The 20,467-nt window shown below is 61.1% G+C and carries 19 protein-coding genes and 1 pseudogene; 13 read left to right on the top strand and 7 right to left on the bottom strand.

Going from position 1 to position 20,467, the window contains the following annotated elements:
• Positions 1–247: 247 nt before the first annotated feature.
• Positions 248–733, top strand: coding sequence for an acyl-CoA thioesterase (locus NJC40_RS06255; protein ID WP_045485497.1), 486 nt, complete (start codon positions 248–250; stop codon positions 731–733).
• 13 nt (positions 734–746) lie between these two features.
• Here the strand turns inward: NJC40_RS06255 and NJC40_RS06250 are convergent, their stop codons facing one another.
• On the bottom strand, positions 747–1,808 hold the full coding sequence (locus NJC40_RS06250) for an RNA-guided endonuclease InsQ/TnpB family protein (RefSeq protein ID WP_492180508.1): 1,062 nt from the start codon (positions 1,806–1,808) through the stop codon (positions 747–749).
• A 259-nt stretch (positions 1,809–2,067) separates the two neighbouring features.
• On the opposite strand from NJC40_RS06250, the gene NJC40_RS06245 reads away from it, so the two are divergent.
• Positions 2,068–2,460 (top strand): DUF3301 domain-containing protein, encoded by a 393-nt coding sequence (locus tag NJC40_RS06245; protein WP_045485495.1) that lies wholly within the window; start codon positions 2,068–2,070, stop codon positions 2,458–2,460.
• 4 nt (positions 2,461–2,464) lie between these two features.
• Here the strand turns inward: NJC40_RS06245 and NJC40_RS06240 are convergent, their stop codons facing one another.
• Complete coding sequence (locus tag NJC40_RS06240; RefSeq protein WP_253117774.1) at positions 2,465–3,436, bottom strand: CobW family GTP-binding protein; 972 nt, start codon at positions 3,434–3,436, stop codon at positions 2,465–2,467.
• Positions 3,437–3,481: 45 nt separating this feature from the next.
• Here NJC40_RS06240 and NJC40_RS06235 point away from each other — a divergent pair, with 45 nt between their 5' ends.
• Entirely contained in the window at positions 3,482–3,829 is a 348-nt protein-coding gene (locus NJC40_RS06235; RefSeq protein ID WP_045485491.1) for a hypothetical protein, read from the top strand.
• 3 nt (positions 3,830–3,832) lie between these two features.
• On the opposite strand, the gene NJC40_RS06230 is transcribed toward NJC40_RS06235, so the two are convergent.
• Positions 3,833–4,483 carry a DUF1826 domain-containing protein gene (locus tag NJC40_RS06230; RefSeq protein WP_253143056.1) on the bottom strand — a complete coding sequence of 217 codons (651 nt, stop codon included), beginning with the start codon at positions 4,481–4,483 and terminating at the stop codon, positions 3,833–3,835.
• Positions 4,483–5,691 carry a zinc metallochaperone GTPase ZigA gene (gene zigA, locus NJC40_RS06225; protein ID WP_045485488.1) on the bottom strand — a complete coding sequence of 403 codons (1,209 nt, stop codon included), beginning with the start codon at positions 5,689–5,691 and terminating at the stop codon, positions 4,483–4,485. The genes NJC40_RS06230 and zigA overlap by 1 nt, the downstream gene beginning before the upstream one ends.
• Positions 5,692–5,825: 134 nt before the next feature.
• Between zigA and NJC40_RS06220 the strand changes: the two genes are divergently transcribed.
• The gene (locus tag NJC40_RS06220; RefSeq protein ID WP_253143057.1) at positions 5,826–6,227 is read left to right on the top strand and encodes a glutamine synthetase; all 402 of its coding nucleotides are present in this window, start codon (positions 5,826–5,828) and stop codon (positions 6,225–6,227) included.
• 184 nt (positions 6,228–6,411) lie between these two features.
• Here NJC40_RS06220 and NJC40_RS06215 read toward each other — a convergent pair whose 3' ends face one another.
• A complete protein-coding gene (locus tag NJC40_RS06215; RefSeq protein ID WP_045485486.1) occupies positions 6,412–6,933 on the bottom strand; it encodes a DUF3617 domain-containing protein in 522 nt (173 codons plus the stop codon).
• Positions 6,934–7,082: 149 nt separating this feature from the next.
• On the opposite strand from NJC40_RS06215, the gene cls reads away from it, so the two are divergent.
• On the top strand, positions 7,083–8,522 hold the full coding sequence (cls, locus tag NJC40_RS06210) for a cardiolipin synthase (RefSeq protein ID WP_045485485.1): 1,440 nt from the start codon (positions 7,083–7,085) through the stop codon (positions 8,520–8,522).
• Between the two features lie 22 nt (positions 8,523–8,544).
• Here cls and NJC40_RS06205 read toward each other — a convergent pair whose 3' ends face one another.
• Both NJC40_RS06205 and cfaB read right to left on the bottom strand, forming a co-directional pair.
• Positions 8,545–9,615 (bottom strand): RNA-guided endonuclease InsQ/TnpB family protein, encoded by a 1,071-nt coding sequence (locus NJC40_RS06205; RefSeq protein WP_492180507.1) that lies wholly within the window; start codon positions 9,613–9,615, stop codon positions 8,545–8,547.
• Between the two features lie 100 nt (positions 9,616–9,715).
• A pseudogene (cfaB, locus tag NJC40_RS06200) lies at positions 9,716–10,897 on the bottom strand (C17 cyclopropane fatty acid synthase CfaB); the annotation flags it as partial.
• Between the two features lie 219 nt (positions 10,898–11,116).
• Here cfaB and NJC40_RS06195 point away from each other — a divergent pair.
• The 8 genes from NJC40_RS06195 (at position 11,117) to NJC40_RS06160 (ending at position 20,464) form a co-directional block, all read left to right on the top strand.
• Positions 11,117–11,749 (top strand): CDP-alcohol phosphatidyltransferase family protein, encoded by a 633-nt coding sequence (locus NJC40_RS06195; RefSeq protein ID WP_045485476.1) that lies wholly within the window; start codon positions 11,117–11,119, stop codon positions 11,747–11,749.
• A 42-nt stretch (positions 11,750–11,791) separates the two neighbouring features.
• A complete protein-coding gene (locus tag NJC40_RS06190; RefSeq protein ID WP_253140938.1) occupies positions 11,792–13,549 on the top strand; it encodes a bifunctional alpha/beta hydrolase/class I SAM-dependent methyltransferase in 1,758 nt (585 codons plus the stop codon).
• A complete protein-coding gene (locus NJC40_RS06185) occupies positions 13,546–14,895 on the top strand; it encodes a phosphatase PAP2/dual specificity phosphatase family protein (protein ID WP_253140939.1) in 1,350 nt (449 codons plus the stop codon). Before NJC40_RS06190 ends, NJC40_RS06185 begins: the two co-directional genes overlap by 4 nt.
• Positions 14,885–15,337, top strand: coding sequence for a hypothetical protein (locus NJC40_RS06180; RefSeq protein ID WP_253140940.1), 453 nt, complete (start codon positions 14,885–14,887; stop codon positions 15,335–15,337). Before NJC40_RS06185 ends, NJC40_RS06180 begins: the two co-directional genes overlap by 11 nt.
• Before the next feature lie 55 nt (positions 15,338–15,392).
• Entirely contained in the window at positions 15,393–16,010 is a 618-nt protein-coding gene (locus tag NJC40_RS06175) for a lysophospholipid acyltransferase family protein (protein WP_253140941.1), read from the top strand.
• Positions 16,011–16,012: 2 nt separating this feature from the next.
• The gene (locus NJC40_RS06170; protein WP_253140942.1) at positions 16,013–16,942 is read left to right on the top strand and encodes a phosphatidate cytidylyltransferase; all 930 of its coding nucleotides are present in this window, start codon (positions 16,013–16,015) and stop codon (positions 16,940–16,942) included.
• A gap of 301 nt (positions 16,943–17,243) precedes the next feature.
• On the top strand, positions 17,244–18,863 hold the full coding sequence (locus NJC40_RS06165; protein ID WP_045485468.1) for a glucan biosynthesis protein D: 1,620 nt from the start codon (positions 17,244–17,246) through the stop codon (positions 18,861–18,863).
• Positions 18,864–19,153: 290 nt separating this feature from the next.
• Positions 19,154–20,464, top strand: a complete 1,311-nt coding sequence (locus tag NJC40_RS06160; RefSeq protein WP_253140943.1) for a hypothetical protein — start codon at positions 19,154–19,156, stop codon at positions 20,462–20,464.
• Positions 20,465–20,467: the final 3 nt, after the last annotated feature.

Below are 20,467 nucleotides of genomic sequence, written 5' to 3'. Positions count from 1 at the left end.
TGGTCCATAGCGCAGGCAAGGTCAGGTGACCGGCAACGTCGTCAATTGGGTATAGGTGTGGGAAAACCCTGTGCAAGGGTTTTTGCAGAGTAACACTGCACCCTTTGCCATAAAGCCGGTGCAATATATGGAAACAGATCGGTTACCGCGCGTGACGTAAAATACTCGCCAGGCGTCGCGTTATCTGCACGTATCAGCAAATGCCAGCATAGGCGTCTTCTCCCTACCTTGACCGTGAGAATCAGCAATGGAACCTGGAAACGCGCAACTGACGATGACCGTATTGATGACCCCGGACATGGCCAACTTCTCTGGCAATGTGCACGGCGGCACCCTGCTCAAGTACCTGGACGAAGTCGCCTATGCCTGCGCCGCACGCTACGCTGGCAGTTATGTGGTGACCCTGTCGGTGGACCAGGTGATCTTTCGCGAGCCGGTGCATGTCGGTGAGCTGGTGACCTTTCTGGCCTCGGTGAACTACACCGGTAATACCTCCATGGAAGTGGGGATCAAGGTGGTCACCGAAAATATCCGCGAGCGCTCGGTACGCCATAGCAACAGTTGCTTCTTTACCATGGTCGCGATTGATGACAATCGCAAACCGGTGCGCGTCCCGCCGCTGGAGCCGCAGACCCCGGATGCCCGCCGCCGCTTCATGCAGGCCCAGCATCGTCGTCAACTGCGTCAGGAACTGGAAAAGCGCTATCAGGAAATCAAGGAAGAGGCGCTTTGACATCCTCCCCGCCCTAAAGGGCCGGGATTCCCACAATTGGACGCTCATGCCCGAGCGCGAGAATGTTCTTGGCGGCGTTGACGTCGCGGTCGTGGGTGGCACCACACCCACAACAAGTCCATTCCCTTATTCCAAGCCCTGCGATACCTCTCGGCCTCGAGTCCGGCAATTGCTTGCAGCTCGAACAGGTTTGGGTGGTGTTTCTCTCGCTAACAACCTTGAAAACCGTGCCTGCGTGATCGCATTTGTATTCCAGCATGGTTTTCAATTGACCCCAGCCGGCGTCCAGCACCGACTTGGCCATCCTGGTTTTCGCGAGTTTCAGTGAGTTCACATCGCCCACCACAATGACGCCACAACGCGCTACCAGCGCGTTGCTGAACTTATGCAGGGCATCCTTGCGGCGGTTCGCAATCCTGGCGTGAATCGCCCGCACACGGGCCTTCTTGCCGGCGCGCTGGGCCGTGCCCAGGGCTCTCTCCAGATCCCGGTAGAACCTGCCGCTTTCAAGGCGATGACCGTCGCTGCAGGTGGCCGTGGTTTTCAGTCCGAGGTCGATACCCACCGCGTCCTGGCCTGGCGATAACTGGCGATCGACCTCGACCACGACGTTGAAATACCAGCGCCCACGGGTGTCCTCGTTGAAGCTACCGGACCTGAATTTAAAGCCCGCCAGGCCGTAGCTGTCCCAGACCTTGAAGTGCTGTTTGTTGAAGACGACCTGGCCGTTTTTCCAGACAGCAGCGCCGGCCTTGAGGGGCACCCAGCCCAGGCTGCGCCGAGCGCCGCCCGAGCAGCGCCAGCGGAGCTGGTGCTTTTTGAACTGCTTGCGCCGTGTGACATATTCGTCGGCAACAGCCTGCACCGATTGGCTGTGCAGCCCCAGGTCTTTGCTGGCCCCGTTGGTGTACTTGTGAATGTCGAACGCTGACAGAAAACGACCGCGCTCACGAATCGAGCGACGGCTCAACTCGTTTACGTAGTTCCACACAAAATTCACAGCACGAGAAGCTTCACGCAGCTGCGCTGCATGCTTGTCCCGCACTCGAACCTTGAGGGTTTTGGTCGCTTTCATTTCAGTCATGAAACACAGGATAGGGCGGTTTTATGGATGTTAACCCCTATGACCGCTTCGCGGTGGCGCTTTCATCCCCCACCTGAAGGAAGGGGCTTTTCGCGCCAGCTTGGTAAAAATACAGATACGTTTCATCTGCGTTGCGTAACAGGACACAAATGCAGTCGTGCGAAATTTACTGCGCCCGCTCTGGCTGGAATTGATCGCACCCAGTTAATCTGTAGCAGCCTGTTTGGCTCATCGGCTGGAGTACACCGTCATGCTGACCCTGGGTAATATTTTTGTGCTGATGCTGCTCGCCACCGGGGCAGCCTGGCTTTGGCATGCCCACGGTCTGCGTGAAAAAGCGCTGGAGCGGGTCAAGCAACATTGCGCACGGCTCGATCTGGAACTGCTCGACGAGAACGTCGCCTTCAAGCGTCTGGCGTGGACCGCCGACGCCCATGGCCGCAAACGCCTGGCGCGTATCTACAGTTTTGAATTCACCGTCACTGGCGAACAGCGTCATCCTGGCAGCATTACTCAATTCGGCGCGCACAGCGCGCAGATCGAGCTGGCCCCCTATCCTTTCGAGATCAAGCCGCCTCCACCGTCTGCCGAAGTGATCCGTCTCGACGAATGGCGCCAGTCGCATCAGAAATGGAAGCAATGATTTTTCAGGCTATTCGGCAAGCACTCAACCCGGCTTGAAGGGCCGCCACATCCTGAGCCTCATCAAAGATCAGCTCCAGCCGCGAGTCCTGGCGCCACTCGCTGGCTTGCCATTGCACACCCGCCCCTGCCAGCGCGTTGGCTGAACACCAACCCTGCTCGCTGTGCACCACCAGTTTGGCGCGTCGCCAGTTCAGGGCAGCCAGCCACTGCGCCAGTTGCCTGCAATCGAAACGCTGCGAAGGGTGCCAGCGCCAGCCTACGCTCCAGCCGTCGGCACTGCCCTGGCTGAGCACCCATGGCGTCGCAACATCTGCCCAGTGCGGCGCTGCTGCCTGAATGCTCGCTGGCAGTGCCTGCTCAGCCTGAGGGTTATCCACAGCTGTCAAACTGTCCACACCCGGCAACTGTGACAATGACAAGCGGCCCTGGCTGCACCAGACCCGTGGCAACGCCGGCAAACGCTCGGCCAGCCGCTGGCGGACAGCGTCGGATAAACCCTCAGCCTTGTTAAGCACCAGCAACCCGGCAGCCGCCAGCGCCTGCTGCTGGGTATCGGGCAATGGCTGGCCGGCCGCCAATGCCTGGGCATCGAGAACCATGACCGCTGGCATCACCCGCAGCACGCCCTGCCAGGGTGGCTGCTGCAACTGGGCAATCAACTGTGCCGGATGGCCAAGACCCGACGGTTCGATCAACAGCCGGTCGGGCCGGGCTTTGCGCAGCAGCCGACCCAGGCCAATCTGGAACGGCACGCCATTGACGCAGCACAGGCAGCCGCCAGCCACTTCGCCAAGTGCGATACCATCGGCGCCGGTGGTCAGCAGCGCGGCGTCCAGGCCGATCTGGCCGAACTCGTTGATCAGTACCGCCCAGCGCTGGTCAGCGGGTTTGTGCGCCAACAGGTGACGGATCAGGCTGGTCTTGCCGGCGCCCAACGGGCCACCGATGACATGAGTGGGAATGTTCTGCAGCATCAGTTCGCTTCAGGAGGACAGGGTTTGCAATCACGATGGGCAACCATGCTGGCGACAGCACTGCTGACACTCGCCTCAGGCCAGGTGCGGGCCGCAGCCTGTGTTGTCCACACCCAGGCGCAGCGCCTGGATGTGAAGGTGTGTCAGGAGAATGTCTCAGTGCCAGACAACCTGTTCCACGACAGTTTCTGCCAGCCGCAACTGGCCGGGCAAAAGGTCGAGGTACAGTTTGTCGAGCAATGCCCGGCAGGCGCTTTTGGCGTATGCCGTGACGCTCAGGTTGCCAATATGCCCTATCGCGAGCATATCCACTATTACGGCGTGGCCAGCGATGCTGCGTACCTCAAACCGTTTTGCGAGGGCCAGAGCCAAGGGCAGTGGCAGACCCCTTGAGGGTCAGGCCAGCCAGTCGAGGGTCAGAATCAGGCGTCGTTCGTTACGGCTCAACGGCGGCGAACGGTGGATCAGGCCATGGCCCTCGTTGCCGATCCAGCGCTCGCCCTTGAGCAGCGCCACTGCACCGCACTGAATTTGCTGAATCAGCGCCGGGTCTTTGGGTTCGGCCTGAGCCTGCCCAAGGCGCGAGCGATCCATGTCACGCTCTTTGAGCCACTGGCTGCCGATCCCGGCGTAGGTGGTGATCAGCCGCATCGGCACGTGATCGACATGAAAACGCGGGCACATGGCGGTGTCCATCGCCCGCAGACGCAGGCCGACCCGTTCGGCACCCAGCAGGCAGGCGTAGGCGCTGACCAGCCAGGACACGTCAGCGACGAACCCGGCGTGGCCCTGCACATCGGCATAAGCGGCAGCCAGACGCTGCAGATCAGGCTCCAGATCGCCTCCTTTGACCTCCAGTGCCAAAGACTCTGACAGCGGCTCGTTCAGGGTCAGCAAGGCGCTGGCGAAATCCTGGATGTGCAGCGGCAAATGGCGTTGCCAGACCGCCAGATTGACGCCGTCCTGCAACACCTCCCCGAGAATATCGGGATTGTCGCCCTGTACCTGGCGGACCAGTGGGCGAAACGGTAAAACCTGCGCGAGCATCAGGCAGCGTCCTCTTCATGCCATTCCCCGAACGGGTCAGGCAGCAATTGCCAGGCTTCGACGCCCATGCCCATCTCGGCATCGGTCAACAGGCAGTCGTCCAGCTCGGCGTTGAGTTGGGTGAAGTCGATGTTCTGGCCGATGAACACCAGTTCCTGGCGGCAATCACCGGTGGCTGCATTCCACTCCTTCATGATCGCCTGGAGACTTTCCTGATCCTGCGGCCAGTGGGCGCGCGGTACGAAGCGCCACCAGCGACCGGCCGGACCATGACGCATCAGGCCACCGGCCTGCGACCAACTGCCGGCCTCCTGATGTTTGCTCGCAAGCCAGAAAAAGCCTTTGGAGCGCAGCAGCTTGCCATTGAGCCAGGGCCGGTTGAGGAAGTTGAAAAAGCGCTCCGGGTGAAACGGCCGCCGCGCCCGGTAGGCCGTCGAGGCGATGCCGTACTCTTCGGTTTCCGGTACATGCTCGCCACGCAGTTCCTTGAGCCAGCCCGGCGCTTGGGCCGCGCGTTCAAAATCGAAGCGGCCGGTATTGAGGATGGTGGTCAGCGGCACCTGGCCCATGACCATCGGCACAATCTGCGCCTGAGCATTCAAGCGGCCGAGAATGGCCATTAACTCTTCACGCTCGCTGGAGCTGATCAGGTCGATCTTGCTGAGCAGAATCACATCGGCGAACTCGATCTGCTCGATGAGCAGGTCGGTGATGGATCGATCATCCTCATCGCCCATGCTCTCACCGCGGCTGGCCAGGCTCTCGGCGGCCTGGTAGTCGAGCAGGAAATTCATGCCGTCCACCACCGTGACCATGGTGTCCAGGCGCGCAATGTCCGAGAGGCTGGTACCGGCCTCATCGCGAAAGGTAAAGGTTTCCGCCACCGGCAGCGGCTCGGAAATGCCGGTGGACTCAATCAGCAGGTAATCGAAGCGGCCGTCCTGTGCCAGACGGCTGACTTCTTCAAGCAAGTCTTCGCGCAGGGTGCAGCAGATGCAACCATTGCTCATCTCGACCAGTTTCTCATCGGCGCGGCTGAGGCTGACGTCACGCTGCACCTCGCTGCCATCGATGTTGATTTCACTCATGTCATTGACGATCACCGCCACGCGCAGGTTTTCACGGTTGCGCAACACGTGATTAAGCAAGGTACTTTTGCCGGCACCAAGAAAGCCGGACAGGACGGTAACGGGAAGACGGTTCGGCATCAGGACTCACCAACAGGTTTGGTTCAGGTAGGCTGGGCAAAGCTCTGCTGGCTTTGTGGCAGCGGATTCAACGACCGACAATGTTATAGTATAACAATACGGTTTTGCCAACCTGTTCGACGAAGGGCGCTCGCATGCCTGTGAAAACCATCGCTGCCAGTGTGTTATTGGCGCTGAGCAGCACCTGTGTTCTGGCGGCAGGCGCCAGTACGCCAACCGGCGGGGCAACCTGCGTGCGCAGCCTGAACCTGCTGTCCTGCAGCGATCTGGAAGGAAACGGCTATAGCGTGGCGACTCAGGGCGATACCACTTACCTGCGCGGCTACGAGTCCGCCAACGCCCGCCGCTGGGCGCAGACCAACAGCCGTTATCGGCAACTGACCTTTTTTACCGGGCTGGCATCGGATGGTGAAATCTGGGTGGGGACGATTCGCAAGGTGGGCTGGACCACCATCACCAGAGTGTCCAGCTCGAACGGCACCCGCAGCAGCATCAGCTGCGGGCGGGTGACGGGGTGTCATGAGCAGAAGCGATAACAGCTGGCCTCGCAGCTAAAGCTGCTCCTAAAGATTAATGTCGATCAGTCAAATCGGCGCAATCTTTGTGAAAACAGCCAGCTCATTCCCTCCCGATTTCAGGCCAGAATTGGGGTGGGAACGACCTTGGCCGTGAAGGCGGTATTACATCCACAGCAGATGTTCCACGTGGAACACTCATGGATCAACTACGTGGCGCGACGTTACCGCACTGGGCGCCCAACCATACGGCGCGGGTGTCCATACTGCCATTCTGTTGCTGGCCGGATGCGTTGAAGGTGCCTTTGACGCGGGTGGTGAACTCACGATCACTGAGAAACTGCGCCTGCCCTGTACCTTGGGCTCGTGGGCAACTGAACTGGAAATTCCAGGTTTTGCCGTTGCGGTCCGTCACGCGCTGATTACAACCGGACTTGGGGTCGGTCAGCGGAATATCATCGGCCTTGACCTGAGCGTCAGTCAGGCAGAAACGCACGCCCTGCCCGCCCAAGGTAATACCTTGCTTCTGCATGGCCTGCTCCATCATCGCGCGCTGTTCAGGCGGCAGGTTCTTGAGCTGGCCGAGCATGAACTGCATGTCCGGCAACGCCTGACCATCGACCTGCATATTGCTGGAGGTCAGTTCCCACAACCCCGGCTGGAGCATTTGAGCCTGGGCCACGGGCGCAGCCAGGCAAAACATCCAGGCCAACATGCGTTTGTTCATCTGCGGATTCCTCAGGTCATCATCGATATGCGTGATTTCTCGACGCTGAGGCTTAGACGGCATAAACGCCTCGCCGTTGCATGTTGAATTAAATAGCGACAATCGCACTTTGCTATGGTCTGTTTAGGCGTCTGTAAAGGAACCTCGCAATGGATTACCACAGCCCGTATTTCTTCGGTTATGTGCTTGGCTTCATTCACCTGCTGGGTAGCGTCGCGGCCATCCATGCGCTGTTGACCGTACGCACCGCGCAGGGGGCGATTGCCTGGGCGATGTCGCTGGTGTTCATTCCCTACCTGACCCTGATTCCTTATCTGGTGTTTGGCCGCAGCTCATTCGACGCCTATATCAAGGCGCGACGCCAGGCCAACAAGGAAATGAAGCACGCTATCAGCAGCCTGAACTGGCGGCCCTGGATCGATGAGGCGGTCGCTGCGCGGCGCTCCGACGCCTACGCAGCGCTGCGGGCCATGCCACGTCTGGGGCATATGCCGGCGCTGGCCAATAACGAAGTGAAGCTGTTGATCAACGGCCAGGCCAGCTTTGCCGCGATGTTCGGGGCCATCCGCCAGGCGCGGCAGACAGTGCTGGTGCAATTTTTCATCATCCATGACGACGACCTGGGCCGCCGCCTGCAAGAACTACTGTTGCTCAAGGCATCCGAGGGAGTGGCCGTTTATGTGCTGTACGACCGGATTGGCAGCCACGCGCTGCCGGCCAGCTACGTGGAGAAGCTGCGCGCCGGCGGGGTGCGGATCAAAGCCTTCGCCACCCATGGCGGCTGGATGAACCGCTTCCAGATCAACTTTCGCAACCATCGCAAGATTGTGGTGGTCGATGGCCTCAAGGGTTACCTGGGCGGGCACAACGTCGGTGATGAGTACCTGGGCCTCAAGCCTGCCCTGTCACCGTGGCGCGACACCCATGTGCAGGTCGTCGGTCCGGTGGTCGCCTGTCTGCAAGAGACGTTTGCCGAGGACTGGTTCTGGGCTACCCGCCAGCTACCGCCGCTGAGCCTGCCCGACAGTTTCCCGGAAGACGGCGTGCTCTGCCAGTTGCTCGCCAGCGGCCCGGCCGATGCCCAGGAAACCTGCTCGCTGTTCTTTGTCGAGGCCATTCATTCAGCGCAACAGCGACTATGGATCACCAGCCCGTACTTCATTCCCGATGAAGCCGTGTCTGCCGCCTTGCACCTGGCCGTGCTGCGTGGCGTGGATGTGCGTGTGCTGCTGCCGTCGCGGCCCGATCACTACGTGGTCTATGCGGCGTCGAGCCTGTATGCCTTCGCAGCCGTGCGCGCCGGGGTCAAAGTGTTCCGCTACCAGCCGGGTTTTCTGCATCAGAAGGTGGTGCTGATCGACGATGAAGTCACGGCCATCGGCAGCGCCAACCTGGATAACCGCTCGTTCCGGCTCAACTTCGAATTGATGCTGCTGACCGTCGACCGCGAGTTCGCCGCTCAGGTCGAAGCCATGCTCAGCGCTGACTTCGAACTGGCGCGGGAAATCACCGTACAGGACAGCCGGGAAACCCGCCGCCTGCACCAACTGGGGATGCGCGTGGCGCGGCTGATTTCCCCGATCCTTTAACAACGTTGACATCCTCCCCGCCCTAAAGGGCGGGGATTCCCACAACTGGACGCTCATGCCCGAGCGCGAGAATGTTCTTTGCGGCGTTGACGTCGCGGTCGTGGGTGGCACCACACCCACAACAAGTCCATTCCCTTATTCCAAGCCCTGCGATACCTCTCGGCCTCGAGTCCGGCAATTGCTTGCAGCTCGAACAGGTTTGGGTGGTGTTTCTCTCGCTGACAACCTTGAAAACCGTGCCTGCGTGATCGCATTTGTATTCCAGCATGGTTTTCAATTGACCCCAGCCGGCGTCCAGCACCGACTTGGCCATCCTGGTCTTCGCGAGCTTCAGTGAGTTCACATCACCCACCACAATGACGCCACAACGCGCGACCAGCGCGTTGCTGAACTTATGCAGGCAATCCTTGCGGCGGTTCGCAATTTTGGCGTGAATCGCCCGCACACGAGCCTTCTTGCCGGCGCGTTGGGCCGTGCCCAGGGCGCTCTCCAGATCCCGGTAGAACCTGGCGCTTTCAAGGCGATGACCGTCGCTGCAGGTGGCCGTGGTTTTCAGTCCGAGGTCGATCCCCACTGCATCCTGGCCTGGCGATAACTGGCGGTCGACCTCGACCACGACGTTGAAATACCAGCGTCCACGGCTGTCCTCGTTGAAGCTACCGGATCTGAATTTAAAGCCCGCCAGGCCGTAGCTGTCCCAGACCTTGAAGTGCTGTCTGTTGAAGACGACCTGGCCGTTTTTCCAGACAGCAGCGCCGGCCTTGAGGGGCACCCAGCCCAGGCTGCGCCGGGCGCCGCCCGAGCAACGCCAGCGTAGCTGGCGCTTTTTGAACTGCTTGCGCCGTGTGACATATTCGTCGGCAACAGCCTGCACCGATTGGCTGTGCAGTCCCAGGTCCTTGCCAGCCCCGTTGGTGTACTTGTGAATGTCGAACGCCGACAGAAAACGACCATGCTCACGAATCGAGCGACTGCTCAACTCGTTTACATAGTTCCACACAAAATTCACAGCACGAGAAGCTTCACGCAGCTGCGCTGCGTGCTTATCCCGCACTCGAACCTTGAGGGTTTTGGTCGCTTTAATTTCAGTCATGAAACACAGGATAGGGCGGTTTTATGGATCTTAACCCCTATGACCGCTTCGCGGTGGCGCTTTCATCCCCCACCTGAAGGAAGGGGCTTTTCGCGCCAGCTTGGTAAAGATCAGCGCGGGTCAGCGGCAGATGATGGCTGCCGTCGGCCAGCGGCCTGACCGCAAGAACCTGATGCAGGTTGATCCAGCCCTTGGCGAAGGCATAGGCGCAGCCGGCCAGGTACAGTCGCCAGATGCGCAAGCTGTGTTCGCCGATCAGCGCCTTCGCTTCGTCCAGATGAGCCTCGAGCCGTTCGCTCCACTGCTCCAGGGTCATGGCGTAGTGCAGGCGCAGGCTCTCGACGTCAACGATCTCCAGACCCGCATCGCTGAGGTGCGTACTGATCATCGCCAGATGCGGCAACTCGCCGTTGGGAAATACATAGCGGTGTATGAACGCGCCGGCCCCGCGCTCCACCGGCCGGCTATCAGAGTGCCGGGCGGTGATGCCATGGTTCATCACCAACCCGCCCTCCTTCACCGCGCCGAACAGGCAGCGAGTGTAGAGCGGCAGATTGGCATGCCCGACGTGCTCGAACATGCCGACGCTGACCACCTTGTCGAAACGTCCGTCCTGCGGCAGGTCACGATAGTCGAGCAGTTGCAGTTCGACCTGGCCCTGCAAGCCCTGCGCCTCGACCCGCTGCCGGGCCAGCGCCAGTTGCTCGCGGCTCAGGGTAATGCCGAACACTTGAGCGCCGTATTCCCGGGCGGCAAAGCGCGCCAGCCCGCCCCAGCCACAGCCGACATCCAGCAGATAGTCGCCAGGCTGCAGGCGCAGCTTGCGACACAGATGATGGAATTTATCCTGCTGCGCCTGCTCAAGGCTTTCCTGACCGGTCTTGAAGTACGCGCAGGAGTAAACCATCTCGCGGTCCAGCCACAACTGGTAAAACGCATTGGACAGGTCGTAGTGGTAAGAAATCGAGGTGGCGTCCAGGCTCCGATCATGAGCCGTACGCTTGCCGTCGTCGTCCTGCGCGAAGTGACCAAAGGCCTGGGTCAGCTGATCACCGATTTGCACCGCCTCGCTGAGCGAGCCCTCCAGCTCCAGCCGGCCCTCAACGAATGCGCTGCCAAACAGATCCAGGCTGGGACGCGCCAGCTCCGCCATCAGGGTTGGGTCCTTGACCAGGATCGTGACGCGCGGCTCAGCGCCGAATTCGAACTGCTGGCCGTCCCAGAGTCTGATCCGCAACGGCAATTGCAGGCCTTGCAGGGCACTCGGTAGTTGGGTGTACATGACCGTCCACCTCCTCATCCAGAATTGATCGGAAAAAGGTAGCTCAACCATCCTTTGAGCCGCTGACCGTCGGCCTGACGGTCAATGGCATCGTCCATGCACGGCAGTCTGATCCGCCTGAATAACAGGACAGACTTCACGTTTTACTTCATCGGGTCCTGTACGAAATGTCCGCATACACCGATGATGCGCCCAACATCTTGACCAGGACGGCCTCTCTTGATTTCGATCTACCAGCTCAAACCGCGCTTCCAGAATCTGCTGCGCCCTCTGGTGCACAAGCTCTACGACAAGGGCATTACGGCCAATCAGGTGACCCTCGGAGCCTGCCTGGTATCACTGCTGGTCGGCGCGCTGGTGACCGTCGGCATGCCGCACTATTGGCTGTTTGCCTTGATCCCGCTGTGGATGATCATACGCATGGCCCTTAATGCCATAGACGGCATGCTGGCCCGCGAGTTCGGCCAGAAGTCGCGGCTGGGGGCTTATTTGAACGAACTGACCGATGTCATCGCGGACAGCGCGCTGATGCTGCCCTTCGCCCTGCTGGCCGGGGTCAGCCCGGCGCTGGTGGTGCTGGTGACCCTGCTGGCCGTGTTCAGCGAGTACGCCGGCGTGCTCGGCCCGATGGTCGGTGCGTCACGCCGCTACGACGGGCCGATGGGCAAGAGCGACCGGGCGTTGGTGTTCGGCGTCATGGGCGCCGGGGTCGCCACAGGTTTACTTGCGCCAGCATGGATAAATTTCATCCTTGTCGTGGTCTCAGCCCTGCTGATCTACACCTTGGTCAACCGGATTCGCCAGGGCCTCGCCGAAAAGCCGCTTGCGCCGCACGACAGATCAGACTCATAACCCCCTGCTTGCCCGGTCAATATTGGCTCAAAGGAGTTTGCCATGCGCGACGTGATTGCCCTGCGCTTCGCCACCCATGACGGTGTCGAACTGTTTTATCGCCACTGGCCCGCCATGGGCCTGGCCCCCGGCAAGTCGCGGCAAGCCATCGTACTGTTGCACCGTGGCCACGAACACTCCGGACGCATTGCTCACCTGGTCGATGAACTGCAACTGCCGGGTTTCGATTTCTTTGCCTGGGATGCCCGTGGCCACGGCGAGTCGCCCGGCGCACGCGGCGACAGCCCAAGCTTTGCCACCACCGTGCGCGACCTGCAAACCTTCATTGAGCATATCGCCGCCAGCCACGGCGTCGAAACCGGCAACATCGCGGTCGTGGCGCAGAGTGTCGGCGCGGTGATCGCCGCTACCTGGGCACATGACTACGCGCCCAACATCCGCGCTCTGGTACTGGCCTCGCCGGCGTTCAAGGTCAAACTCTACGTGCCCTTCGCCCGTCAGGGCCTGGCGTTGCTGCGCCGTTTCAAAGGCAATTTCTTCGTCAACAGCTACGTCAAAGCGCGCTTTCTGACCCACGACGAGCATCGCCGCAAGACTTACGATAGCGACCCGCTGATCGCCAAGGCCATCTCGGTCAATGTGCTGCTGGGCCTGTACGAAGCCGCCGAGCGCGTAGTGGCCGACGCCCAGGCCATTCAGGTGCCAACCCAATTGCTGATCTCGGGCGCAGACTTCGTGGTTGAGCGCGCCCCGCAAGAACGCTTCTTCGAACGCCTGGGCAGCCTGCAAAAGGAAAAGCACATCCTGCCCGGTTTCTTCCATGACACCCTGGGTGAGCGTAACCGTGAGCAAGCGCTCACGCGCATCCGCCGCTTCGTGCAGCATGCCTTCGACAACCCGCCACAGCGCCATGCCCTGCTGGACGCCGACCGGGTAGGTGAAACCTGCGCCGAGGCCGAAGCGCTGGCCGCGCCATTGCCGCCACGTTCGCTGCGCAGCCTTTACTGGCGGCTGACCCGCGCGGGCCTGCGCACCGGCAGCAGCTTGTCCGAAGGGGTGAAGCTGGGCTTCGAGACCGGCTTTGACTCCGGCAGTACCCTGGATTATGTGTACCGCAACCAACCGAGCGGGCGCGGCAGCCTCGGCCGGCTGATCGACCGCAACTACCTGAACTCGATTGGCTGGCGCGGGATTCGCCAACGCAAGATCAACATCGAAGAACTGCTGCGCCTGGCCATGCACAAGCTGCGCGAGCAGCAAAGCGCGGTGCGGATCGTCGACATCGCCGCCGGCCACGGACGCTACATCCTTGAAGCGCTCAAGGGCGTCGAGCCGCTGCCCGAGTCGATCCTGTTGCGCGACTACAGTGACCTCAATGTGCAGCAAGGCAGCGCGCTGATCGAGAAACTCGATCTCGACGAGATCGCCCGCTTCATCAAGGCCGACGCCTTCGACCGCGACAACCTCGCCGCCCTCGACCCCAAACCGACGCTGGCGGTGGTGTCAGGCCTGTACGAGCTGTTCGCCAGCAACACTCAGGTCGGTAACTCGCTGGCCGGTCTGGCAGCGGCGGTCGAGCCCGGCGGTTATCTGATCTACACCGGCCAGCCGTGGCATCCGCAACTGGAACTGATCGCCCGCGCCCTGACCAGCCATCGCGGCGGTGACGCCTGGGTGATGCGCCGCCGTAGCCAGGCCGAAATGGACCAATTGGTGGAAGCGGCAGGCTTTCGCAAGATCACCCAGCGCATCGATGAGTGGGGGATTTTCAGCGTGTCACTGGCGCAGCGTCTGCCGTGAGCAGCCGGCGCGAACCAGGCCTGTGGAAACGGGCCGTGGTCTGGCTGCTGGTGCTGGCGCCGTTCTTTTTCGCCAGCTACGGCTTTGCCACCTGGTACACCGCCCGGCGCGACGACGTCGGCAGCCTGGCATTCGCCTGGGAAAACCACATGCCGTTCTGGGCCTGGACCATCGTGCCCTACTGGTCCATCGACCTGCTCTACGGTTTTTCACTGCTGGCCTGCCTGACTCGCCGTGAACTCGACCGCCACGCCCTGCGCCTGCTCAGTGCTCAAGTGCTGGCGGTCAGTTGCTTTCTGCTCTGGCCACTGCGCTTCACTTTCCAGCGCCCGGAAATGGACGGCCTGTTCGGCTGGCTGTTCGACGTGCTGGCCGGCTTCGACAAGCCGTTCAATCAGGCGCCGTCGTTGCACATCGCCCTGCTGGTGATTCTCTGGGTCTGCTTCGAGCGTTACCTGCGCGCCTTCCATCCGGCCTGGCGCTGGCTGCTGCATGGCTGGTTCGCGCTGATCGGCCTGTCGGTGCTGACCACCTGGCAACATCACTTCATCGACCTGCCGACCGGCGCCCTGGCCGGCTGGCTGTGTGTCTGGCTGTGGCCGGATGAAGGTCGCAGCCCGCTGCTCAGTGCCCGGCTTAGCCATGACCCGAGCCGCTGGAAACTGGCCGGTTACTACCTGCTCGGCGCGCTATTGCTGGCCTGGCCGGGGTTTGGCCTGGGTGGTGTCTGGTTATGGTTGCTGTGGCCGGCACTGTCACTGCTGCTGGTGGCCCTCAACTACCTGTGGTTCGATGCCCAAGGCTTTCAGAAGCGCGCCGATGGCCGCCTGTCGCCCGCAGCACGCTGGCTGCTGGCGCCGTATCTGGCCGGTGCATGGCTCAACGTCTGGCTCTGGACGCGCAACCAGCCGCAGGCGCAGCGAGTGCTGGATGAGATCTGGCTGGGTCGCATCGCGGGTCGTGATCAGGCCGGTCAGTTCAGGGCCGTTGTGGACCTGTGTGCCGAGCTGTCGCAGAGCGTCACACCGCCGACTTACCGTAACCTGGCGCAACTGGATCTGGTCCCGCCCACCGCACAGCAGTGCCTGGCCGCCGCCGAGGCCATCGAAGCATCACGCCATGCCGGGCCGCTGCTGGTGTGCTGCGCACTGGGCTATTCACGCAGCGCCACCGCCCTGGCAGCCTGGCTGCTGTACAACGGCCGGGCCGCGTCAGTAGATGAGGCTGTCAAACTGATCCGCCAGAGCCGGCCAGGCGTGGTGCTGCACAACGAACACCGTCAGGCACTTAGTACGCTACTGGAACAGTGCACAACCCAACCGGCAGAGGCGCAGCATGAACGCTGACCTGCAATTGCACCTCATCGCCAGCCTGCTACGTCGCGGCCGAGCGCTGGACAATTTGTCCACCGGCTTGACCCTGTTGAGCCTGGCACTGGGCCTGAGCCAGCTGTGGTTTGCCCCGTCGAGCCTGTTGATGAGCTGGGTGGTGCTGTTGGTGGTATTGGGCCTGGGCGAAAAATACTACGCTCTGCGGGTAGCTTTTGATGCCGAGCTGTTTCAGAAGCTTGCCGACGACCCTGCTAACCTGACACGCAACACCCGGGCGCTGGATCAGGCTCTGGCGGCGTTCAGCCTGCAACCGGCCGATAAAGCCGGGCGTTCCTGGCCACTACGCAGTCAAGGCGCCTTGAAGCTGTTGCGCCAACAAGTGTTGTTGCTCGCCCTGCAAATCATGCTGTTGCTGGGCGCGTTACTGATTCTGCCCTGGCTTGGGCTGATGCGGTGAAGCAGCGCAGCATGCGAGCAGCGTCTTTGCTCGCCTTACCGAAGGAATCTGATTGATGCTTGAATATCTGGTCGCCTCCCTGATCACGGCCGGCGCACGCAGCGTGACCGGTGCCCGCAGCCTGTGGCTGGGCTGTACGCCGCAAGCGACGCAGCGTATCTACTTTGCCAACCACACCAGCCACGGAGACTTTGTGCTGCTCTGGGCGTCACTGCCCCGCGAGCTGCGCAAATACACCCGGCCGGTGGCCGGCGCCGATTACTGGCAGAGCGGCACTCTGCGCCCGTACATCATCAATAAGGTGTTCAACGGCGTGCTGGTTGACCGCCAGCGCAAGGATGAACAGGCCAATCCGCTGCAACCGATGCTCGATGCGCTGGAGCAGGGCTACTCGCTGATCATCTTCCCGGAAGGCACGCGTAACCCTGATGAGGGCTTGCTGCCGTTCAAAAGTGGCATCTATCACTTGGCGAAAAGCTACCCACAGGCCGAACTGGTGCCGGTGTGGATCTCCAACCTCAACCGGGTCATGCCCAAAGGCCGGCTGCTGCCGTTGCCGCTGCTGTGCACCACCAGTTTCGGTGCGCCGCTACAGGTAGCAGAAGACGAAAGCAAAGAGCAATTTCTTGCCCGCAGCCGCGAAGCGTTGCTGGCCCTGGCCGCGGAGCAGTAATGATGGAAAACCAGACTCAACTGTTGTTCATGGGCATCGGTGTCATTCTGCTACTGGCCTCGGTCATTGGCCGGGTACTCAAGCTCAAGGCCCGTGGCCCGCATGCAGTGATCGACAACCTCAACGCGCGGATCAACGCCTGGTGGGCGATGGTGATCGTCATCGGCGTGGCCTTCTGGCTCGGCTACACCGCCGTCACCCTGCTGTTCTATGCAGTGTCGTTCTATGCCCTGCGTGAATTCCTGACCCTGACCCCGACCCGGCGCAGTGACTATCCGGCCCTAGCGGCAGCGTTCTACCTGGCCCTGCCGCTGCAATACGTGCTGATCGGCATCAACTGGTACGGGCTGTATTCGATCTTCATCCCGGTCTACGTGTTCCTGTTGTTGCCGATCCTTGCCTCGCTGGGCGGCGACAGCAAACATTTTCTGGAGCGCACTTCCAAGGTCCAGTGGGGCCTGATGATCGCGGTGTTCTGCGTGTCTTATGTGCCGGCCTTGCTGACCCTGGAGATTGCCGGCTATGAAGGCCGCAACCTGCTGCTGATTGCCTACCTGGTCATCGTCGTGCAGCTTTCGGATGTGCTGCAGTACGTGTGCGGCAAGCTGTTCGGCAAACACAAGATCGCCCCCAACCTGTCGCCGTCTAAAACAGTCGAGGGCTTTGTCGGCGGTATTTTGCTGGCTTCATTGATCGGTGGCGCGCTGTGGTGGATCACGCCCTTCTCGCCCGTCCAGGCATTCTTCATTGCCTTGTTGATCAACCTGCTGGGCTTTGCCGGCGGCATTGTCATGTCGGCGATCAAGCGCGACCGCGGGGTCAAGGACTGGGGGCATATGATCGAAGGCCATGGCGGCATGCTCGATCGTATCGATTCAGTGTGTTTCGCCGCGCCGATCTTCTTCCATCTGGTGCGTTACTGGTGGACCTGAAAACTGTAATAACGGCAGAAAAAATGATTGCCGGATATTGCAACAAGCAATGGCCTTGAGCCACCCTTTAGCGCTGCATAACCGCGCGCAGGCCTTGTGCCCAGCGGTTATCAGCGCAGCTACAAACCTGATAGACCCCGTCAACGCCGCTCCGACTCATCGGACGCGGCGTTTTTATTGAGGTTTTTATCGAACCGCATCTCGTCTTTGCTATCTGTTATGGGTAGTTTGCGTTCGGCAAGGAGACGTTGGCGCGCTTTTTAGTGCAGGACGCACAGAATTACTCAGAGGCTTCACCTTTATGAACCGCAGGAATCTCCTTAAAGCATCGATGGCGCTGGCGGCTTATAGCACCCTGCCGGCCTCGGGACTTTTTGCTGCACGCGCCCTCGCCGCCGCAGCCGATGGCAAAAGCGAACCGTTCGATTTCAAGCAACTGCAAGAGCAGGCCAAACAACTGGCCGGCCAGCAGTACGTCAGCACCAAGCAGGTACTGCCACCGGTGCTGGCGAACATGACGCCCCAGCAGTTCAACGCGATCCGCTACGACCCCAATCACTCCCTGTGGCGAGAGCTCAAAGGCCAGCTCGACGTGCAGTTTTTCCATGTCGGCATGGGCTTCAAGACCCCCGTGCGCATGTACAGCGTCGACCCCAAGAGCAACACGGCGCGGGAAGTGCATTTCCGTCACGAACTGTTCAACTACGACACCAGCGGCATCGACGGCAATCAGGTCAAAGGTGACTTGGGCTTTGCCGGCTTCAAACTGTTCAAGGCACCGGAAATTGCCATGCACGACATCGTGTCGTTCCTGGGCGCCAGCTACTTCCGTGCCGTCGACTCGACCAAGCAATACGGCCTGTCGGCCCGTGGCCTGGCCATCGACACCTTTGCCAAGCGCCAGGAAGAATTCCCCGACTTCACCAAGTTCTGGTTCGAGACACCGGCCAAAAATGCCACCCACTTTGTGGTCTACGCCCTGCTCGATTCGCCAAGCGCGACCGGCGCCTACCGGTTCGACATCGACTGCCAGGCCAGCCAGGTGGTGATGGACGTCCAGGCGCACATCAACGCCCGCGCCGACATTGAACAACTGGGCGTCACGCCGATGACCAGCATGTTCAACTGCGGCACCCACGAGCGGCGCATGTGCGACAGCATTCACCCGCAGCAGCACGACTCCGACCGCCTGTCGATGTGGCGTGGCAACGGCGAGTGGGTGTGCCGCCCGCTGAACAACCCGGCCAAGCTGCAGTTCAACGCGTTCGCCGACAAAGACCCGAAAGGCTTCGGCCTGGTCCAGTACGACCACAATTTCGCCAGCTACCAGGACACCACGGTCTGGTACGACCGCCGGCCAAGCCTGTGGGTCGAACCGACCAACGCATGGGGCGAAGGTGAAGTGAGCCTGCTGGAGATTCCGACCACCGGCGAAACCATGGACAACATCGTGGTGTTCTGGACGCCGAAGAACAAGGTCAAGGCCGGTGACTCGCTCAACTACAGCTACAAGCTGTACTGGAGCGCCTTGCCGCCGGTCAGCACCCCGCTGGCGCAGATTCATGCGACCCGTTCAGGGATGGGCGGCTTCCTCGAAGGCTGGACACCGGGCGAGCATTACCCGAAATACTGGGCACGCCGCTTCGCGGTGGACTTCCACGGCGGCGGCATCGATCGCCTGCCTGAAGGTGTCGGCATCGAACCGGTGCTGACCGTCTCCCACGGCAAGACCCAGGATTTCAATATCCAGTATCTACCGGATATCAAAGGCTACCGGGTGATCTTCGACTGGCTGCCGGACAGCGACTCGGTGGAGCCGGTGAACATGCGTATGTTCATCCGCTCGCGCGACCGCACCCTGAGCGAGACCTGGATGTACCAGTACTTCCCGCCAGCGCCGGACCGCCGTAAGTACCCGTAACCGATTGATGCCTGTGGGAGCGAGCTCGCTCGCGAAAGGGCCATTCCAGGCGCCGCATCTATGGCGTCTGGAAAAATTCGCGACCAAGGTCGCTCCTACAGGGTGATTCGGTCACTACTGAAACATTGACAGCCGGGCAATCTGCGGCTGTTATACAAACCTTGTCACGCCGTTGGAGCGTTCGCTCCAGACACCCCCGACTCTTCTGATACCTGATCACTGCATTGACCCGTCCCGCACGGTCGATGGGCGGTAGCGTGGCTGCCTGCCTCTGCTCACAAGGCGCCTTCATGAATCTTAATCCTGTACACCTCGGCCCTGTCGCTGGCGGGTCGCTGCTGGCCTTCGATAAGTCCGCGCTTATCACCTGGGTCGCGATCAGCCTGATGGTGGTCGAGACCTTTTCCGGCGCGCTGCGCTATTACCTGGACCTGGCCGGGCTCAGTCCGCTGCTGTACCTGCCCAAGGCCGCCTGTGTGCTGCTGTTTGCGCTGCAGCTGCTGAGTTTTCGTGGCGGGCGGCTGTTCTGGCTGTGCCTGTTGGGCTGGCTGCTCTCGGCGCTGCTGGCCATGCTGCACGGCGCCAGTGTGCAGAACCTGGCGTTCAGCTTGTTCGCTGTCAGCCCGCTGCTGTTCGCGGCAGTGTGCAGCCCGCAATTGCTGCGCCACCAAAAGCTGCTCGGCTGGAGCATTGGCCTGTGCCTGCTGGCCAGCCTGATCGGGCTGCTGCTGGACAAATACGCTCAGGTGCCGTGGAAAGGCTACAACTACAACCTGGGCGAAACCGAGTTGAGCGGCAATACCTCATGGAGCGCCGACGATCAGGACCGGGTCGCCGGTTTTGCCCGGGTGTCGAACATCCTCTCCACCCTGATCGCCCTGTACAGCCTGTACATGATGCTGTTGTTGCGCTCCTTGCCACTCAGGCTGGTGCTCGGCGCGGTGGCGTTCGGCGCCATTGTGCTGACCACCAGCAAGGCACCGGCCGGCGCCTTTGCCCTGACGTTGGTTTTGCTAATGATCCAGCGCCTGACCTGGACCTGCCGGATTCTCTTTGTACTGATCGTCGCCATCGGCCTGTTGTTGCCGTTGATGGGCCTGCTGTATGACTTCGATGCACACACGGTAAGCCGTGGCGGCAGTTCCCTGGCCTCGCTTTACGACCGCCTGAACAACACCTGGCCACGGCTGTTCGACGCCATGCAACTGAACGGCTGGGGCTATACCGGCGCAGGCTTCGGCATGGTCGGCAGCACCATGGCGCTGTTTCCGGTGCCGGGCGCAGAAATCCTGCTGGGCATGGATAACAGCGCGCTGTACCTATGGGCCATGCTCGGCGTGGCCGGGCTGCTGCTCTATAGCTTGCAGGTCGGGCTGCTGTTCAGCCTGCTCAACGATGCCAGCCCGCTGGCACGCATGCTGATGTCGATCGCAGTGTGCTGGTGCCTGATCAGCTGGACCACCGACATGTTTGAAATCGCTGCAGCCAATCTGTTTCTGGGGCTGGTCATCGGCTACGTGATCAATCCACGGCCTGGCAGCGATTCCCTGCCTCATTCGCCACCAGCGCTCACCCCCCTGCCCTTCAGGGCACTGCAATGAGGC

The organism is Pseudomonas sp. 21LCFQ02 (assembly GCF_024129895.2).
In the GTDB taxonomy this organism is placed as follows: Bacteria; Pseudomonadota; Gammaproteobacteria; order Pseudomonadales; family Pseudomonadaceae; genus Aquipseudomonas.
This window is presented reverse-complemented; position numbering and strand designations above follow the sequence as displayed.